The organism is Mycoplasma sp. 480 (genome assembly GCF_051353065.1).
GTDB lineage: Bacteria > Bacillota_I > Bacilli_A > Mycoplasmatales > Metamycoplasmataceae > Mesomycoplasma_A.
The window spans coordinates 745,508-764,735 of the sequence record NZ_CP195722.1; the positions used below are offsets into that span (position 1 = coordinate 745,508).

The window sequence follows — 19,228 nt, forward strand, 5'->3', positions numbered from 1 at the left end:
AATAAATTTGATACGTTTTAATTTTTATTATTAAACTGCCAAGAAGAAAATTAATAATGATACTAATAAAAGTAATAGTAATATTCAGAAAATAAATCATAGAACATAGTTTGTTCTAGTTCAGATACTTTCTTTAGTTTGTTGTACGTTTTGAGTACCTGTATTAATATCTAAACTAGAAATTTCAACAACTTCAACATCAATTGCTTCTTTTGTAGATTTTTTAACTAAAACATATTCTTCATCTACATTTATTTTTTCATTAGTGTGGTAAACTAAAACCTTACCTGAAACAACTAAAGATTCAGAATTTTCATTTATTATTAGTTGTGGATTTTCTTTATTAGATACAACAGATGAAGTTTTTGGAGAAGAAATAATTGTTTGTTCTTCTTTTTCAATAGTTGAATATTTATTTAATTCAGCATTTCATTTAGCGATTTCTTGTTCTATATTATAACATTCTTGACATCCTTCTTTTGATTCCAAGTTTGTTACATGGTGAATATCTGATTTTTTGAATAAGATTTCGCATCCTGAACATTTTTCTTCTAATTCTACTTGATTTGCTTTTGCACAAGCTTCACAATCTGAAGAAATTTCTACTTTATTTTTTTCTTCTAAAGTTACAAAATCTTTTGATTTTTCTTCATTTTCAGCTAAAACTTGAGTTGAAGGTGATACGTTTGATTTAACAAATGAATCACAAATATTACATCCATTTATTAAATTTTGATTTTCAATTTCAAGTAATCTTAAACATTCATCACAATCTATATGTGACAATTCAACTTCTTTGTTTGTAGATGAAATAATTTCTTTATTATCATTTGCACTATAGTCACATTCTGAACAAGTTTGTTCATTTTCTTGTAGTTGACAACCTTTGCATTCTTCTTTTTCAATTTCTACATTATTTTCACATACTTCACATGAATTAGAGTTTGGTAAATCAGATGATATTTCTACAGCAGAAACAACTTTAGATGTATTTTCCTCTAAATCACATTCTTTACATTCATAACAGTCAGAACCAACTTCTGCTTCTAATTTGCATTCTAAACATTCTTCTTCAACAACAATATTTTCTTTTGTTTCTAAAATTGGAGTTTTTTCTTCTTCCAATTCGCAATTACATTTATTGTCATCTTCTTCTTCAAATTCAGAGCATTCTTTACATTCTGAACAATCTAAAGTTTCATCTTTTAATTCAACCACTTTGTTTGAATCTTCGATAGAAGAGGCAATTGCACACATTTCGCAATTACAATTTCCTTCTGCAACATTTGAAGAAGAATGAGAAACAACTTTCACTTCTTCTTTTTTAACTTCTTCAACTTTATTTCAAGTCTCTACACTTGCATCTAGTTTTTTGCACTCTTCACAATCATCAGAAACGTTTCATTCAACTTCTACTTCTTTTTTCTTAGGTTCAAAATGAACAATTTCAACTTCAACTTCTGAATCTTCTTCTTCACCAATTCTTGTTTTTATTGAACTAACAAAAATTCTGTTTTCTCTTAGTCACATTGTTGCATTTAATTTTAATGATTTGAAATAATTAATAGTTTCTTCTAAACTGTTAAAAACTAAATGATCTGGTTGTTTAGCTGCTTTAAATTGAAATTCAACTGTTTTTGTATTATGGTTTTCTACTTTAGAACAATAAAATTTTCTAATCATATTTCCTCTTTTTTAAAATTTTGTTTTCTATATTACTTTTAAAATTTTTATTTTGAATAAAAACTTTTAAATTTATTTTTATTTTTTAATATATAAAAATTTTACATTATTTTTTGAAAAAAGAAAGAAAATAAACACATTTTATAAAGAAAAAAACACAAAAAATGGTCTTTCTTAGTAATTGAGAACAAATTTACTGTTCTCTTTTATTTTTTCTTTTGGTTTTTTAACTCTTATTCTATATTTTCCAGAATAAGGAATTTTCAGTGAAATTTTCTCAACATTAGCTTTTTTGCTTGTTGAACTACCTATTTCTATTCAACCACCATCGTAAAAATCTAAAAATAAATCTAAGTCATTTTTAGAATAAAAAGTTTTTTTGTACTCTTTTCTTAAATATTCACTAGTTATATCACCAAATACAGGATTAGGTTGTCAGCTTGCTGCCACTTGACTCATTTTAAGTTCTAAATATTTTTGATATTTTTCTTTATCTCGCACTCCTTCTTGATCATATCAAAAAATAGTTAAATTTAAGTCTTGTTCCTTTAAAAAAGAGAATTCCTGTAAATATGCTATTTCATTTTCTTTTGATGTGTTCTCAATTTTAATAAGTTTAGACCTTTGATAGTTTTTAATGGACTTTTCAAAATCAAAAACTCCACTACCTATTTTAAGTCAAAAATTATTAAAATATTTTTCATTAAAATTTAAATTATTTTTAGCAGAAGAAAGCAAAGAATTAATTGCTAAAAGAGTTTTTTCTTTTAAATTTTTTCTTGTATCTTCAATAATCATTCTTGAAAATGTAGCTATTATTATTGCTGTTGCTAAATAAGCATCTTCCATACTACCTTCTTCAGTATTTGAAATTCAAGCAGTTGTTGCTACAATGCTTGCAGAAATTTTGCCATTTTTTGTTTTTTTATTTTCATACTGATTTTCTTTTTTTAAAGAATTAAAATCAACAATATTTCCTTTTAAACGAGTTCCTATATTTCCTACCAAAATAGAATTAAAACTATCTAAAAAAATATTATTTTCTTTATAAATTGCAGGAAAAAAATTACCTATATAATTAATATCTGAAAATTTTTCAAGAAATTTTAAAGCTTCTTCATTTTTTTCATCATTTTTATCAACCTGATCATAAAAATGAAAAATTCCTTTATTTTTTTCTGTATTAATCTTATTAAGAATGGTTTTATAATCATCTTCATTATTAAAATAATAAATATTGACTTTTGTTTTAGGGCTAATTTCACTTATAACTTGAATTAAAAATTTGTTTTTTTGACTAAATTTTTCTTTTTCTTGATTCTTTATTAAAAATGCTATATTTTGTGAATCTAAGTCAAAGTCTTTTTTAAAAGTTTCAATATAATTAATGTTACTGAATAACTTTTCTTTGTTTAATATAGAAATTTTATCTTTATTTTCATATTTTTGCACACCTGCTGAAAAACTGAAAAAAGGTAATAAAAAACAAATAAGTAAAAACATAATAATTCTAACAATTCTTTTTTTCATTCTATTTAATATTTCTTTTTTTGTGAAAAAATTTTAAAAAAATAAAAAAATAGGAAATTTTCTTTATTTTTCCTATTAATTTAAATTATTTTTTTATAATCAGTGATTCTTCAGTCATATATTTGGATTTTTGTATACCCATATAATCTAAAACTGTTGGTGCGATATTTGCTAATTTTCCATCTTTTAATTTTAAAGTTTTATCTGTTGTAATTAACATTACAGGTTGAGAAGTATGTTTTGTTGCTGGTTTACCATTTTCATCTTCTGTAATTTCGGCATTTCCATGATCTGCTGTTATAAATTGAATTGCATTGTTTTCCTCAACTCATTTTTTAATTCTTCCAAGTTGCTCATCTAAAATTTCGACTGCTTTTATTGCTGATTTTAAATTCCCTGTATGTCCAACCATATCTGGGTTAGCAAAATTCATAATCACAAGGTCAAATTCTTTTGCTCTTTCTAATAATTTATCAGTAATTTCTTTTGCAGACATTTGTGGAGCATCAGCATAAGATTCAACTTTTAAAGAAGGAACCATTATTCTTTCACTGTTTTTGTATTCTACATCATTACCACCATCCATAAAGAATGTTACATGAGCATATTTTTGAGTTTCTGCAAGTCTTAATTGTTTTAAACCTGCTTGTTCTATAACTTTTCCAATTGGTTCTTTTACTTCAGTTTCTTCAAATGCAATATTTGTTTCAATTCCTTCGTATTTCATCATTGAAACAAAATTATGTACATGAACTTGTTTTTCTGGCATAAAATCATAAAGATTAGTTCTTAAAATCAAATGACTTAATTGTCTTGCTCTATCTGGTCTAAAGTTAAAGAATATTACAGAGTTTTTATTTCTTAAAAAGTCATTTTTTTCAACTTCATAATTTACTGCTGGAACTAAAAATTCATCATAAATTCCTTTTTCATATTGTTGTTTTACATAATCAGTTACATCAGTAAATTTTTCATTAGAAAACCCTAAAATTGCATCATAAGCTTTCTCAACTCTTTCAAAAACTTTATCTCTATCCATTGCATAAAATCTTCCGGAAATAGAAGCTATTTTATAATCTGGATATTTAGAAAGTATTGCATTTAATTTTTCAAGTGATGTTAATATGGATTGTGGAGCAACGTCTCTTCCATCTCCAAATAAGTGAATAGAAACTTTTTTAACTCCATTTTCATGAGCTGCTTCCACTAATTCAAATAAATGATTTTCTAATGAATGCACTCCCCCTGGAGATAAAAGACCCATAATTTGTAAGGCTGTATTTGTTTTTTTTGAATTTTCAAAAGCACTTAAAAATTTTGGATTTTTCTTAAATTCTCCATCTTCTAAAGCTTTATTTATAAGGGATAATCCTGTATAAACAACAAAACCAGCCCCTATATTTAAATGTCCTACTTCACTATTACCCATTTGTCCTTTTGGCAATCCTACAAAATCTTCAGATGCTTGAATTATAGAATGAGGATAATTTTTAAAATATTCATCAAATGTAGGTGTTTTTGCTAATGCAAACGCATTTCCTTGTTTTTCTTCTCTTAAACCTAATCCATCAATAACTGTTAAAATAACTGGTTTTTTCATTTTTTCTCCTTATTTTTTAATTAAATTTTACCATTTTTATATTTTTTTAAATTCTTTTAAGTTTTATTTTATTTTACCACTGTTTGCAAGAGTAATTTGAGTTTAAAATTTAATACATTTTTTCGTTTCACTCATTATTAAACTTTTTAACCAAATATATTCATTTGTCTAAATTATTTTTTTTGATTTTAAAATATTTAATAATTAATTTTTTACTTATATTAACGTATAAATATAAAGAAGCTAAATCAAACATTAAATAATTTAGTCTAGTTCATTCAAAATCAATAAAATAAATATCGTTTTTTTTGTCTATTATAATATTTTTCTTCCTTAAATCTCCGTGAGAAAGTGTCATTTTTTCATTTTTGTATCCATTTAATAATTTAGTAATTTTCTTATCATTATGATTTCAAGTTTCCCAATTAAAAACTTCTATATCTTTTGCTTTTAAAGACGAAAAATAATACAAATGTTCTAGAATTTTTCTTTGTTTTTTCTTTGTTAAAAAAATTTTTTCTAAATTTTCTCCTGAAATTCAAAATTTTATATAGTTACCTTCTTTGTAATAAACAAAATTATTTTTTTGTGTTTGTAAAAAGAAATTTTCTTCATTTTTTGAATTAACAATATTGTTTTTTTTAACTCTTATTTGTACTTTTTTATTTTCAAAATATCCAATATAAGTTTTATTATGATTTCCTTCATAAAAAAAAGAAATTTTTTTTAATTTTTTATTAATTTCTAATGGAAACTCTTTTAATTTCATATAAAAATTATATAATTAAAAAATGAAAATAAAGATAAATAATGGGTATACAAATATTTCATATAAAGAAAATGACACTTTTCTTCAAGAAAAAAAATATAACGAATTTAATCACAAAATAAATTATGAAAACTTAAGTGTTTTTGATTTTGTTCCTAAACTTTTAGAAAATTCAGATTCTTTATTAAAATATGAGTGAATTGATGGAAAAAATATAGAAATTACAAATGAAAATTTAATAAACATTGCTAATTTAATGAAAAAAATACATACTTCCAAAGTAGAAATGCCTAATTCAAATCATGCAGCAAGAATTAAAAAATATAGAGAAATATTGAAAAATAAAAACATTAATATTCCAATAATTAATGAATATTATAAAAAAATCAATTTAATTTTGAGAAATATGAAAAAAGATACACCTCTTCATAATGATTTATGAGCAAATAATATTATTATTGATCAAAATAATAAAATTTGAATCATAGATTGAGAATATGCTTCAAAAGGTGATAAACATTTTGATTTAGCTTATTTCATTGAATCATCAAGATTAAGCGATGAACAGGAAACTATTTTTTTAAACGCTTATGATTCTTATGACTACGAATTTGTTTTACAACACAGAATTTTGGTTCTTTATTTAATCATTTTATGAGTAAATGCTCAAGAAACAAAACCTTTTGATGACAAAGAATTTATAGACAAAATTAAAGTTGTATCCAAAACTTTAGAAGAAAGACAAAGAGAATGAAAAAGAACAAAATAACAACTTGTTCTTTTTATTTTTCTTTTAAAATTTTATCTCACTTTCTTGGAAAACCAATTGGAGTAGAGTGTAATTTGTAAAAATTAATAATAAAATTTTGTTTTTCTTCAAAAATTTTTAATTCATTTACATTAATTTCTTCATTGAATTTTTGAGTTAAATTCACAGAACTTTGAACTTCTTCTTGTGCTTTAGGGCCTTTTAAAAAACTAAAAAATGCACCTTTTTTACCTAAATGATGAGTTATTTCAAATAATCTTTTAAAGTCCATAACTGCTCTTGCACAAACAAAATCAAAAACTTCTTTTTCTTTAGATTCTTCTGCTCTTAATGGAAAAATTTCCATATTTAAATCTAATTCTTCTTTTACTATATTTAAAAAATTTACTCTCTTTTTTAAAGGTTCATAAATAGTTAATTTAATATTAGGTTTAGTTATTAAAAAGGGAACTGAAGGAAATCCTGCACCTGCACCAACATCCAGAAAATGATTTTTTTCTGTAGTTATTTTATTAGCAAAACTTTCTTCCATGAAAAGGAGCGATTCATAAATCCCTTCTTTTCAAAGAACGTCTCCGCTAAATCCTGTTAAATTCATAACCTTATTTTTTTCTTCTATTAAATTTACATATTTTTCTAGTGTTTTAAAATTGTCTTCATTATTTACAAAAATACGGGTTTTTTCTTTATAGAAGTTCATTTTTGAAACCTTTATAAATATCTGAAACAGATGATTTATTAATTGTTGCTATAATAACTTCTGATATAAAATCACAAAGTGAAACTATTTCTATTTTTGAAAATTTACTTAATTTTGGTTTTTCAATAGAATCAGTTATTATAACTTTATCTACAAACGGACTTTCTTCAAACATTTCAAATCCACGGGAAAAAATTCCATGAGTAGCTACTATTGTAACACTTTTTGCTCCGTGTTCTTTTACTGTTTGAGCTGCTTTTAAAATGGTTCCACCTGTATCAATAATATCATCAACTATAATTGCATGCTCTTCATCGACAGTTCCAATTATACCAAGAACTTCTGTTTGATTTGTTCCTACTCTTCTTTTATCGATAATAGCGATTTTAACTGAATTTGATAGCAATTCAGATAAAATTCTTGCTCTAACAGCTCCACCATGATCTGGTGAAACAACTGTAAAAGAGTGTTTTTTCTGTTTAATTCTTTTTGCAAGAACATATTGCCCTCTTAAATCATCTAAAGGTATATTGAAAAAACCTTGAATTGATGGATTATGTAAGTCGACAGTGATTATTTTTGTAGCACCAGCAGTTTCTAATAAATTTGCAACTAATTTTGCAGCAATTGGTTGTCTTCCTTTTGCTTTTCTATCTTGTCTTGCATAACCATAATATGATAAAATTACAGTTATTTCTTTTGCACTTGCTCTTTTTAATGAATCAATAAAAATTAAAAGTTCCATAATATTGTCATTTACTGGTGTATGGGTACTTGCAACTATGAAAACATTTGAATTTCTTACAGTTTCAGCTGAATTAAGCATAACTTCTCCATCAGCAAAAACCTCTTTTTTAATTGGTGTTAATGGTAAATTTACCTTTTGTGAAATTTTTTTAGCTAGATTTAAGGAATTTTCCATTCCAAATAGAACATTTCGTTCGTTTATTAGCATTTTTTCTCCTTTGTTGTAAAATTGAATTATTATTTAAATTATAAACTTAAAAGAAAGAAAAAAAAGAATTAAGGAATAAAAATGGCTAATTTTAGATTTAGTGAATTAAAAACCAAGCATAAAGACGTTTTTTTAAATACAAATTTTGAAAATAATCCAATAAGTTTTTCAAAAATTGAAATTTCTGAAGAAAATTTTCCTAAAATTATAAACTTCTTAAAAGAACTAACTAAAAAAGAAGCAGATGATGAGTTTTTAAAAGGTAAAATTTTATTTTTAATAGATGAAGATGGTGAATTTGATGAAATAGCAGCTTGATTTAATATAAGAAAAAGTAACGATTCAAATAATGAAATTATTAATAATTTTGGTAACATTGGTTATTGAGTTAATCCAAAATTAAGACAAAGAGGAATTGGAACCTTATGTTTAGAAAAAGCACTTGAATTGATAAAAAATGAATATAATCTAGATACTTGTTTTATAACAGCAGATAAAACTAACTTATTTTCACAAAAAATAATTGAAAAATTTAATCCTTTTTTTAAAAAAGAAATTAAAAGAGAAAAAGAATCTACTTTCTTTTATAAATTAAGTACCAATATTATGGAAAATAATCTAATTGACTTACATGCTCATCCATTTAAAGAATATTATCAAAATCCTTCACAAGAAATTCAAGAAAATTTTAAAAATGGCATTTATAAAATGTTTTTCGTTTCAACTAATTGAAACGAAAATACAGAAATTATGCAGGAATTTGGAAAACATAAAAATGTTTTTCCAGTTCTTGGGATACATCCTAATACTGTTTCTATTAATGATGATTATGAAAATTTAGATAAATTAATAACAAAAGACATTGTAGCAATAGGTGAAGTTGGTTTGGATTTTTATTATGAAGATAATCCATCTAAAGATATTCAAATTAATTCTTTAATTAAACAAATTGAGATTGCAAAAAAACATGATTTACCTGTAATTTTACATATTAGGGATGCTTTTGAAGATATATATGAAATTATTAAAAAATATAAAAATGTTCCCTTCGTTTTTCACACTTATTCAGGCAACAGATTATGAACTGAAAAATTTCTTGAATTTAAAAATGTTTACTTTTCTTTTTCAGGTGTTATAACTTTTAAAAAAAATGTTGAGTCAAGAAAAGTGATAGAAATGATTCCTTTAGAAAGAATTTTTACAGAAACAGATGCTCCTTATTTAACTCCAGAACCTTTTCGTTCTGAAACTAATCATTCTCACTATGTAAAATATACACTCGAAACAATAAGTTTAATAAAAGGAATTTCAAAAGAAAAAATGAAACAAATTATTTTAAATAATGTTAAAAGAGTCTTTGGGGTATAAAATAATGAATAAAGAAATTAGAGCTAAAAAACAATTGGGACAAAATTTTTTAATTGACAAAAATATTATCAATAAAATTATAGAAATAGCAAATGTAGAAAATAAAGAAATCATAGAAATAGGACCAGGACAAGGTGCTTTAACTGAAATCCTTGTTTCAAAAGCAAAACATTTAACTGCTTTTGAAATTGATAATGATATGATAGAAATTTTAAAAAACAAGATAACAAGCAAAAATTTTAATTTAATTCATAATGATTTTTTAAAAGAAGAAATTTCTTTTGATTCAAAAAAAGAAGTTGTTGCAAATTTACCTTACTATATTACAAGTAAAATTTTGTTTAAAATATTTGAAAATATAAATAGTTTTTCAAAATTAACAATAATGGTTCAAGATGAAGTTGCACAAAGAATTGTTTCAATAAATAATAAAAGTGAATATGGAAAATTGTCAGTTAGTTGTCAGTTTATAGCAGATGTTACAAAAGAATTTATTGTGCCTCCTACTTGTTTTTTTCCAAAACCAAAAGTAAATTCCGCTATTATAACATTAAAAATTAAAGAAAATTTAGATCAAAATTATGTTAATGAATTTTTAGAATTTGTAAAACTTTGTTTTTCTATGAAAAGAAAAACTCTTTACAATAATTTAAAAAATAAATTCCCAAGTCAAGACATTTTAAATATTTTTAAAGAAAATAATATTATTGAAAACACAAGACCACAAGAATTAAATTGACAAACTTTTGAAAACCTTTTCAAAAGTTTTTACAGAAAGGAATAAATGCTTTATTTAGATTTAGGAAATTCGCTTTTAAAAATTGGATTTTTAAACACAAACAAAGAGTTAGAAATAGAAAAAATTCCAGTTGATAAAATAGATGAAAATATTTTAAATTCCAAATTGAAAGAAATAAAAAATAAAGGTTTTTTCTTTATAAATGCTTATTTTTCTTCAGTTAAACCTGAAAAAAATATAATAATAGAAAATGTTTTAAAAGAAAATAATATTAAAATTCACCAAATAAAAAACGAAGTCTTTAAGTTAACTGATTTAATTATTAGTAATCAAATTAATCTTTCTGAAATTGGAACAGATATTTTATTAAATGCTTTTTATGCTGCAAAACAATTTAAATCAGCAATAATTGTGTCTCTTGGGACAGCAACTGTTATTTCAAAAATATATAAAAAAGAAATCGAAGGGGTTGTAATTTTTCCAGGAATAGAAAAGGGACTAAATTCTCTTTTTAATTCAACTTCACAAATAAATAAAATCAATTTAAATAATAAAATTGATAAAGCGATTGGAACCAACACAGTTGATGCTTTATCGATAGGTATAATAAACGGAAATTATTTTGCAATAAAAGGATTGATTGAACAAATGAATAAAGAAAATCTTCCAGTATTTTTTACAGGAGGAAATATAAAATATCTAAAAAATAAAATAAAAGAAAAACAAAATATAATTGAAGAAATGGTTATTAAATCCTTAAAACTACTAGCAGAAAGTTGTATAATTGAATAATGTTTAAATATTTGAATAAAGAAAAAATGCTTACTTTTTTTATTGCAATTATTGAAATGCTCATAGCTACAAAAATAACTTTTTCTTTATACATTCCTGGATTGATTAATCAATACATTCAAGAAAACAACAGTAAAGAATTTTATTTTTGAATTACAATAGAAGGGTGTTTATTGTTTTTTGCAACAATTCTAGCATTTATACGATTATTTTTAAAAAATAAAATTTTTAATAAAATTCAGTTTCATCTTAGGGAAGATATTTTAAGATCAACTGTTAATGAAAATCCAATGAATTTTGAAATAAAAACTAAAGGTAAATTTATTTCACAAATTCAAGATCAAATTCCAATAATTATTGAAAGGTTATATTCTGCTTTTTTTAACTTATTTTTCAATATCGGAAGTATTATTTGTGCCATTATTTTAGCATTAATTTCAAGTTGAAAACTAAGTATATTTATTCTTCTTTTTTCTTTTATTACAACAGTTATTCCTTTAATTATTTCTTCGTTTAATTCAAAAAAATGAAAATTATTAATGAAAACTTTTGAAGAAGGAAATGTAAAATTATCCGCTTTTTTATCTACATATAAAATGTTTTATTTTCTAGATGTTAGACATATTTTTCAAGAACAATTAAATAATTTAAACACAAAATTTAGAATGAAATTATTGAAAATATTTTCTATATTATTTTTAGTTGATGTTGTAACTTGATATGTAATAACAATAACCGATATTGCTCTATTAATAGTAACTGCTTATTTTATTCTTTTTGAAAACGAAATGGTTGCAAACATTATAATAATTCCTGCACTTAGTTTTAAAATTAGTTTATCCTTTAGAATTTCTTCTTGATTCTTTGTACATTATAAAAGTTTAAAAGAAAAATTAGAAGAATTCAAAAGTACACCAAAAAATGAAAAGTTATTTTTCAAAGGAGAAAATCCTAAATTTGAAGAATTAGTAATAGAAAATTTAAGCTATTCTTATAATGAAAAAAATGTAATTTTTAAAAATTTTAACTTAAAAATCGAAAAAGGGAAAAAGTATTTAATCAAAGGACCTTCTGGTTCAGGGAAATCTACTTTTTTAAATATAATTACTAAACAAATTAACGAATATAAAGGAAAAATCCTTTTAAATGGTTATGATTTAAAAGAAATTTCTCAATCTGAAGTTAATAACTTCTTTACTTATTTAGACTCAAAAGAATTTGTTTTCTTTGATACTGTTTATAATAATTTAACACTTTGAGAAAAAGAAATGAATATTGAAGCACAAGAAGCACTAGAAAAAGTTAACTTAACAGAAGTTTCTTTAGATTATGAAATCAATTTAAATAATAGTTTATCAACAGGACAAAAGCAAAGGATTAATTTTGCAAGAACTTTTTTAAGAAACAAAAATCTTCTAATTTTAGATGAAGCACTTGCTAATATAGATAAAGAAAATATTGAATTAATTGAAAATTTCTTATTTCAAAATAAAGAATTAACAATTTTAAATATCAGTCACCATGCTGAAAATTATGAAATGTATGATTATATTATAGATATGGAGAAAATTAAAGATGAAATGATCGCTAAGAGCATCTAAAAAATATACAATTTTGTATATTATTGCTGAAATTATTAATGTTATTTCAACACTTCTTTTTGGAATTTTAATGTCTTATGCTTCTTCTTTAATTTATGATGCAATTGTTCCTACAAATGATAAGTATGCTTTTTTTAAAAGTTTTTTAATTGTTATTATATTTATTTTAGCGACTGATTTTTTTACTAAATTTTCCATTTGATGAAGAGTTAGACTTGAAATTTATTTCAGAATGAAATTAATTAATAAATTAATAGAAAACGTATTTAATAAATTTATAAATTCAACTGCTAAAAACAGTTATGAATTTGATAGTGCTAAAATTTTTAGTATTATTTTCAATGATAGTAATCTTGTTTTTGATCAAGTTATTTTAACAATGGTTAGAACAATTGGTTCAACAATTGGACTAATAGCTAGTCTAATTTCAGCTGGATTGATTAGTTTTTATTTAATTCCCATTATTTTAATTATTGTATTTTTTTCAGTTCTGCTTTCTTTATTTTTCAATAAAAAACAAACAAAAAAACAAAAAGATTATTCCAATGCAAGAACTGAATTTTTACAAGTTATTGATAATTATTTAAATGGATTTAAAATTCTATTTTATAACAACAAAACTCATTTAATTTATCAAAACTCAAGAGATAAAAATTGACAACTTTATAAAGCATCCTTAAAAGTTAATAATGCTCAAGCTTTAAACGAAATAATTCCTGAAAGAATTTTAAGAATACTACAATTTGTTTCAATAATCACTATGGCTATTTTATTGTTTTTAAAAGTTCCACATATTACTATTTTTACTCTTACTTTTATTAATTTTCTATTTCCTAAACTAATCACCACAGTTCCTTCATATATTTCAGGAATTAAAAAAATAAAAACATCTAAAAAAATAATAGAAAAAATTGAATTTAATATTGAAAAAGATTTAGGAAATTCTTTAGAAAAAGAAATAGAGAAAATTGAACTAAAAAATATTAATTTTAGTTACAAAAATGGAAAAAATTTAATTTTTAATAACTTCGGTTTTACTTTTGAAAAAGGAAAAAAATACTTTATTAAAGGTGCTTCTGGAACAGGAAAATCAACATTATTAAAACTAATTCTTGGTATTGAGCAAGATTATGAAGGGCAAATATTAGTTAATCAAGCGGATTTAAAAACTATTTCAGATAGTTCCTATAAAAATAAAATAACCTATTTAAATAGTGACAATATCATTTTTGATGAAGAAATTTACAAAAATGTTTCTTTATGAGAACAAAATAATGATGAAAAAGTAATAGAAGCACTTAAAAAAGCTAATTTATGAAATGAAGTTCAACAAAAAATTGAACACAAAGAGTCAGCAATTGCTTTATCTGAAGGACAAAAACAAAGATTATCACTTGCTAGAGTTTTTTATTTAAATAGAAAATTCCTAGTTTTTGATGAGGTTTTTTCAAATTTAGATAAAAAAAATATAGAAATCATTTTAGATAGACTGATCGAAGATAAAGAAATAACCCTTATTTTAGTTAATCATAATTTAGATCTTAAACATTATGAAAAATTTGACAAAATAATAGATTTAAACAATTTATAAGGTTACAATGAAAAGAATAGAAAAAATAATTTCAGATAATTGCAATCTCTCTAGAACAGAAATTAAAAAGTTAATTTTAAAAGAACAAATTCTTGTAAATAATTCAAAAATTAAAGTAGGTCAATTATTTCAAGAAAGCTATTTACAAATTACAATTAACGGGAATTCTCTTTATTTAAGAGAAAAATTTATTTATATTTTACTAAATAAACCCGCAGGATATGTTTGTGCAAATAAAGATAATTTATATAAAACAGTTTTTGATTTACTTCCTGAATCTATTACTAATATAAAAAATTTACATACAATAGGAAGATTGGATTTAGATACAGAAGGACTGCTAATAATTACAAATGATGGTGAAAGCACTCATAATCTTTTATCACCTAAAAAACACATAATTAAAAAATATTATGTAGAGTTAGATAAAGAAATCAATTTTGATTTGTTAAAAGAAAAATTTGCACAAGGTTTTTATATTTCCCAAACCGAAAAAGTTAAACCTTCCTTTTTGGAATTAATAGAAAAAAATAAATGTTTTTTAAGTATTAGTGAAGGAAAATTTCATCAAGTAAAAAGGATGTTTCTTTCTTTTGATTATAAAGTTACATATTTAAAAAGAGTTAAATTCAACAACTTAAATCTCCCTGATGATTTGGAGTTAGGACAATATAAAATTATTAAAAAAGAAGATTTATTTTAATTATGATATATATATATATATATATATACTCTTTGTTATTCTAAAACAATTACAAATTTTAAAAATTATTATTTCTTTTATGAAAATTATATATTTTAAAAAAATATTAAAAAAAGGTATTTTAATCAAAATTTACGCATAATTGCTTTTGAAGTCCCTATTTGTAAGACAATTTATAAGTATTTTTATATAATTAAAATATAAGGATTAATTATGCAAAAAAAGAAATTTAAAAAATATGTAATTCCTGCTTTTTTAGGTATTGCACCTGTTTTAGCAGTTGCTTGTAATGAAAAAGTAGAAGTAGAAAAATTCGATAATAATGATAAAGAAATAGAAATTAAAAAAATAGAAAATAAAACTACAGAAAATTCAGCTACTATTAAAGTTTTTTTAGAAAAACCCATTTCTCAAAATGGTAGTTTTTCTTTAACCTATGATAATCAAAATATTAATGGATACTTATCAAGCGATAAAAAAACTATAACATTTTTCATAAATAATTTATCATCAAATAAAATATATACTTTTGACATTAAATATAATGGAAAATCACTAAAAACTAAACAACAAGAAAAACAATTCTTCTTTAAAACTAAACAACAAGAAAAACAAGAAAATCCTAACTCCGGTATAAATAAACCACCTACAAAACCTAAGCCAGTAGAAAAACCAAAACTTCCAGAAACCCCAATTACGCCAACAAATCCAAAAAATAAAGATAATGAACCGAGTCAAGAGAAAAAAGATAATTTTACAATATCAAGCGTTTTTTGAAAAGATATCAATACAAACAACGTTACTTTAACTTTAAACTTTTCTAACTACACACTTTCTGTTGCAAACAAAAATAATCTTTTAGTAACTATTTCAGATGGACAAAATCATAATCAAAATCTTTCAATAACTGAATCACCTACATTTTCTATAACTTTTAATTCTCTTCAAGCAAATACAACTTATACTTTAACTTCTGTGTTGTTAAATGGAAATTCTTTATCTTTACCAAATGATAATTTAAGCATTACAACAGCAATGAAACAAAAAGAAATAGAACCTGAAACACCACCAAAAAAAGAGAAAAAAACTTATAATTTACAAAATACCACTATTTCTAATATTCAAACTAATAAAGCACAACTTACTATTTCTTTAGATACACCATTAGATTCATCTGATGCTGCTACTTTATCTCTTCAAGACACAAGTGGACAAACTTTTGATTTTAGTAGTCCAAAATCAAACAATACAAATTTAACTTTTGATTTATATAATCTTAAAGCTAATACAACTTATTATCTTACTAATCTAGAAATAGGAACTCAAAATATTTCTTTAAATAATAAGTCTTTTACAACAACTAATAACAATGTAGAATTTAATGAAATAGACTATTCTCTTTTAGATTCATTTATAAAATATGATGAACAAGTAAGTAAATTTAATGAAAAAGATAATTTACACATTAAAGATATTTCTTTAATTGATAATAAAACTTTATGATTTGCTTTTGATCATTTACCTACTTTAAAAAATAACGATTTTACCTTTACATTTAACGGACACACTTATACAACCAAATATAATGGGACTTCCCAAAATATTTTAGTTAATGTAAATAATGCTAATTCAAATAATAGCATTTCTAATATAACTTATGGCGGAAATTCCATAGAATTTAGTAAAAATATCGTAAATATAAGCAAAACCGGAACAAGTGCTACATACTCTGTTGATTCTTTTAACATCAGCAATAATAAAGTTAATATCAATTTAAATTATTTACCTAATGTTACAAATAATAAATATCTCATTACAATAAAACCTGATGTAAATGCCTATGATGGAGACATAACAGTTGTAGGAACTTATAAAAATGGACATATCGAATCTGAAAATATTATTAAATTTAATCAAGGATACAATAAATATATTCTAAGTGATGTGGTATCTCTAAATAATAATTATTCATTTAATGTTCCTGAAGAACTTTCATGACAATCTAATCAAACATTTAATCCAACCATTTCCAAAATACAGTTTGCTGTTGCAAATACTACAAGCAATACCTTTGTAGGAGCAATTAACATCAATGCAACTGATTCAGAAATGGAACAATTTAGAACTAAATATTTAAAACTCACTTTTGTAGATTTAGTGCAAAAAAATATTCCAACCGATAGTGAAAGTGACAAAAGAAGTTATGGATATACAGGTGATGGTGGTGATTGATTTGAAAGACAATTTCGTCAAGAAAATACCAAATCAATATTTTTAAATTTTGATGAACTTAAAAAATTCTCTTTTACTGGTTTAACTGAAGGAATTACTTGAAAACTAAATCAAGTACAAATTGTTAATAAATATGACTTATCATCAGTTATAGACTATGATGACAAAGGACAAGAAGGAAACCTAAAACATCGCAAATTAAGTCTAATTCAACAAAGTGGAATAACTGAATTAAAACCAACTTTAGATGTTTCACAAAATACATACAATGATGCACTTGGAGTTAATTTTATAGCAAATAATTTAAATACAATCAATAGTTATCAATACCAAGAATCACAGTTAACTAACAACATTAATGGAGATGTTCCAGAATCAATACCATTTAATTGACATAACTATACAACTTTAAACAATGCTTATTTAAAAAATACCTTATTTTTAACACATTATAGTGGAGATGTTAATTCATATCTAGCTGGTTCATATTCACAATATAACAATCCTTTACCTGTTGTATTATTTGATAATAATCAAGAATATAACTATGGAGCAATCAAAGAACATGCTCTTGATAAAGAAATGCACGAAAACTCCGATAGAACTCAATTTTATGTAGAAAAAGATCTTAGAAACTTTAAAAATTTAGACACTAGCAAAGAAGCAATTCTTAACTTTAGCTTTGTAGCAAGTCCAAAACAAGTTAACTTTAGACAATTTTCTTTTGGTAGTTTTGATTGAGCAGTTTCTTTTAGTTGAAACAAACTTAATTCAACCAACAACAAAACTCTTTCAGACATAAAAATCAAACTTATAGGTAAAACTGAAGATTTATTAAAAGAAATAGGAAGAAAAATCGATTCAAATAGTAACTATCATTTAACATTAAATGACCAACAACTTGAAGATTTAATGAATAAACATCTTAAAGCCCAAGTTTCAATAAATGGAGATAAATTGAAAATCTCATTAATTGCTCGAGAAGGGCACATTAATAAAGATATGTATATTCACAATCTTTCTTCAAGTTATTCGACTTTTGTTGATAAAACTTGAAATTATCTATCTATTATGTATTTAAAAAATGGTGAAGCTTTTTCATATAAAAATGAGCACACTAAAGCAAAAAATCAATTAAAAATAGATGGATTTGAGTTTGATAAAGACACTAAGTTTAAAAGTGTTGGATACAATGATGCTGATAATCCTGTAAATGTTGAAGTTACAACCTGATATACAAATTCTTCCCCAAGAAATGAAATTCAAGATGATATTATCGCTAGATCATTTGGAACTTTTTATGGAACTGCTTGAATAATAGCAAAAGTTGATCCTGATAATGAAAATGATAATAGATACTATTTTGGAACAAATATTCACGTTCCTGTAAAATCAACTGGATTTATCTCAGCACCAAAACCACACACTTCTAAGGAAGATGTAGGTTTATTTTTAGGAGACTACTGAAATACAAATAATTCTGTTTTTTGAACATCAGAAAACAATGATAATAAAAGTGTAGATGGAAGTTTATCAAATATTAGTGCAAAAAACAGAACAGACTTTAAAATTCATATAATTGATATAAGTGAACTTCTTACATATTACAACGCTCATAAAAATGATCCAAATAAAGAAACTGATCCAAGATTTAAAGTTGCTGAACACGCGGCAAAATGAAAAAATCTAAGACATAATAAAGTATCTAAAATGGGTCGTTACTTACATCCAAACATGTATTACACAATGTATATGTCTTCTTTCCCTGGTTCTACTAGAGAACACACTAAAAAGAATATTCAAGTTCGTCAAAACTTTATTAGTGACATATTATTTTATCCAGGAAACTTAGTTCCTGAAGCAAAAACAGAAAAACTCGGTTTTATGAAAAAATTTATCTATTCAAATGGTGAAACTATTATGCCTAATTCAAGATTTCAATTAGCAGGCGGTTCTTCTGGAACAGGTTTATACGATCATGAAGGAAATTTCTTAGGAATTCATGCTAATGAAGAAAACGGAGAGGCATCTTCATATTTACTATCTTCACAAAGAATTAATTTCTTTGGTGAATTAAATGATTATAATAATAGTTCATTTGCTTACAAGATACAACGACTAAATCGTTTGTATCCTAAAAAATATAAAATGATTGATATTTTCAATCAATTTGAAAATCCAATTAAAAAATAAGGG

14 protein-coding genes are annotated in these 19,228 nt (G+C 23.6%); 8 read left to right on the forward strand and 6 right to left on the reverse strand.

What is annotated here, in order from left to right:
- Nucleotides 1-30: 30 nt before the first annotated feature.
- The 4 genes from ACR34G_RS03175 to ACR34G_RS03190 form a co-directional block, all read right to left on the reverse strand.
- Nucleotides 31-1,683: a hypothetical protein gene (locus tag ACR34G_RS03175; protein ID WP_436358509.1), complete on the reverse strand. Its 1,653-nt coding sequence runs from the start codon at nt 1,681-1,683 to the stop codon at nt 31-33.
- A gap of 174 nt (nt 1,684-1,857) precedes the next feature.
- A complete protein-coding gene (locus ACR34G_RS03180; RefSeq protein WP_436358510.1) occupies nt 1,858-3,213 on the reverse strand; it encodes a hypothetical protein in 1,356 nt (451 codons plus the stop codon).
- A gap of 85 nt (nt 3,214-3,298) precedes the next feature.
- Nucleotides 3,299-4,813, reverse strand: a complete 1,515-nt coding sequence (gene gpmI, locus ACR34G_RS03185; RefSeq protein ID WP_436358512.1) for a 2,3-bisphosphoglycerate-independent phosphoglycerate mutase — start codon at nt 4,811-4,813, stop codon at nt 3,299-3,301.
- A gap of 109 nt (nt 4,814-4,922) precedes the next feature.
- A complete protein-coding gene (locus ACR34G_RS03190) occupies nt 4,923-5,582 on the reverse strand; it encodes a phosphotransferase (RefSeq protein WP_436358513.1) in 660 nt (219 codons plus the stop codon).
- Nucleotides 5,583-5,604: 22 nt separating this feature from the next.
- On the opposite strand from ACR34G_RS03190, the gene ACR34G_RS03195 reads away from it, so the two are divergent.
- The gene (locus tag ACR34G_RS03195; protein WP_436358515.1) at nt 5,605-6,351 is read left to right on the forward strand and encodes a phosphotransferase; all 747 of its coding nucleotides are present in this window, start codon (nt 5,605-5,607) and stop codon (nt 6,349-6,351) included.
- Nucleotides 6,352-6,364: 13 nt separating this feature from the next.
- Here the strand turns inward: ACR34G_RS03195 and rsmG are convergent, their stop codons facing one another.
- Nucleotides 6,365-7,051 carry a 16S rRNA (guanine(527)-N(7))-methyltransferase RsmG gene (gene rsmG, locus ACR34G_RS03200; protein WP_436358516.1) on the reverse strand — a complete coding sequence of 229 codons (687 nt, stop codon included), beginning with the start codon at nt 7,049-7,051 and terminating at the stop codon, nt 6,365-6,367.
- On the reverse strand, nt 7,038-8,006 hold the full coding sequence (locus ACR34G_RS03205; RefSeq protein ID WP_436358517.1) for a ribose-phosphate pyrophosphokinase: 969 nt from the start codon (nt 8,004-8,006) through the stop codon (nt 7,038-7,040). The genes rsmG and ACR34G_RS03205 overlap by 14 nt, the downstream gene beginning before the upstream one ends.
- 81 nt (nt 8,007-8,087) lie before the next feature.
- Between ACR34G_RS03205 and ACR34G_RS03210 the strand changes: the two genes are divergently transcribed.
- From ACR34G_RS03210 to ACR34G_RS03240, 7 genes are all read left to right on the forward strand, one after another.
- Entirely contained in the window at nt 8,088-9,374 is a 1,287-nt protein-coding gene (locus tag ACR34G_RS03210; RefSeq protein ID WP_436358518.1) for a TatD family hydrolase, read from the forward strand.
- 4 nt (nt 9,375-9,378) lie between these two features.
- Nucleotides 9,379-10,158, forward strand: a complete 780-nt coding sequence (rsmA, locus tag ACR34G_RS03215; protein ID WP_436358520.1) for a 16S rRNA (adenine(1518)-N(6)/adenine(1519)-N(6))-dimethyltransferase RsmA — start codon at nt 9,379-9,381, stop codon at nt 10,156-10,158.
- A complete protein-coding gene (locus ACR34G_RS03220; protein ID WP_436358521.1) occupies nt 10,159-10,905 on the forward strand; it encodes a type III pantothenate kinase in 747 nt (248 codons plus the stop codon).
- Nucleotides 10,905-12,506: an ATP-binding cassette domain-containing protein gene (locus ACR34G_RS03225; RefSeq protein WP_436358522.1), complete on the forward strand. Its 1,602-nt coding sequence runs from the start codon at nt 10,905-10,907 to the stop codon at nt 12,504-12,506. The genes ACR34G_RS03220 and ACR34G_RS03225 overlap by 1 nt, the downstream gene beginning before the upstream one ends.
- Nucleotides 12,481-14,097 carry an ATP-binding cassette domain-containing protein gene (locus tag ACR34G_RS03230; protein ID WP_436358523.1) on the forward strand — a complete coding sequence of 539 codons (1,617 nt, stop codon included), beginning with the start codon at nt 12,481-12,483 and terminating at the stop codon, nt 14,095-14,097. The genes ACR34G_RS03225 and ACR34G_RS03230 overlap by 26 nt, the downstream gene beginning before the upstream one ends.
- Nucleotides 14,098-14,104: 7 nt before the next feature.
- Nucleotides 14,105-14,800 carry a 16S rRNA pseudouridine(516) synthase gene (locus tag ACR34G_RS03235; protein ID WP_436358524.1) on the forward strand — a complete coding sequence of 232 codons (696 nt, stop codon included), beginning with the start codon at nt 14,105-14,107 and terminating at the stop codon, nt 14,798-14,800.
- A gap of 213 nt (nt 14,801-15,013) precedes the next feature.
- Nucleotides 15,014-19,225, forward strand: a complete 4,212-nt coding sequence (locus tag ACR34G_RS03240) for a hypothetical protein (protein WP_436358525.1) — start codon at nt 15,014-15,016, stop codon at nt 19,223-19,225.
- Nucleotides 19,226-19,228 lie beyond the last annotated feature (3 nt).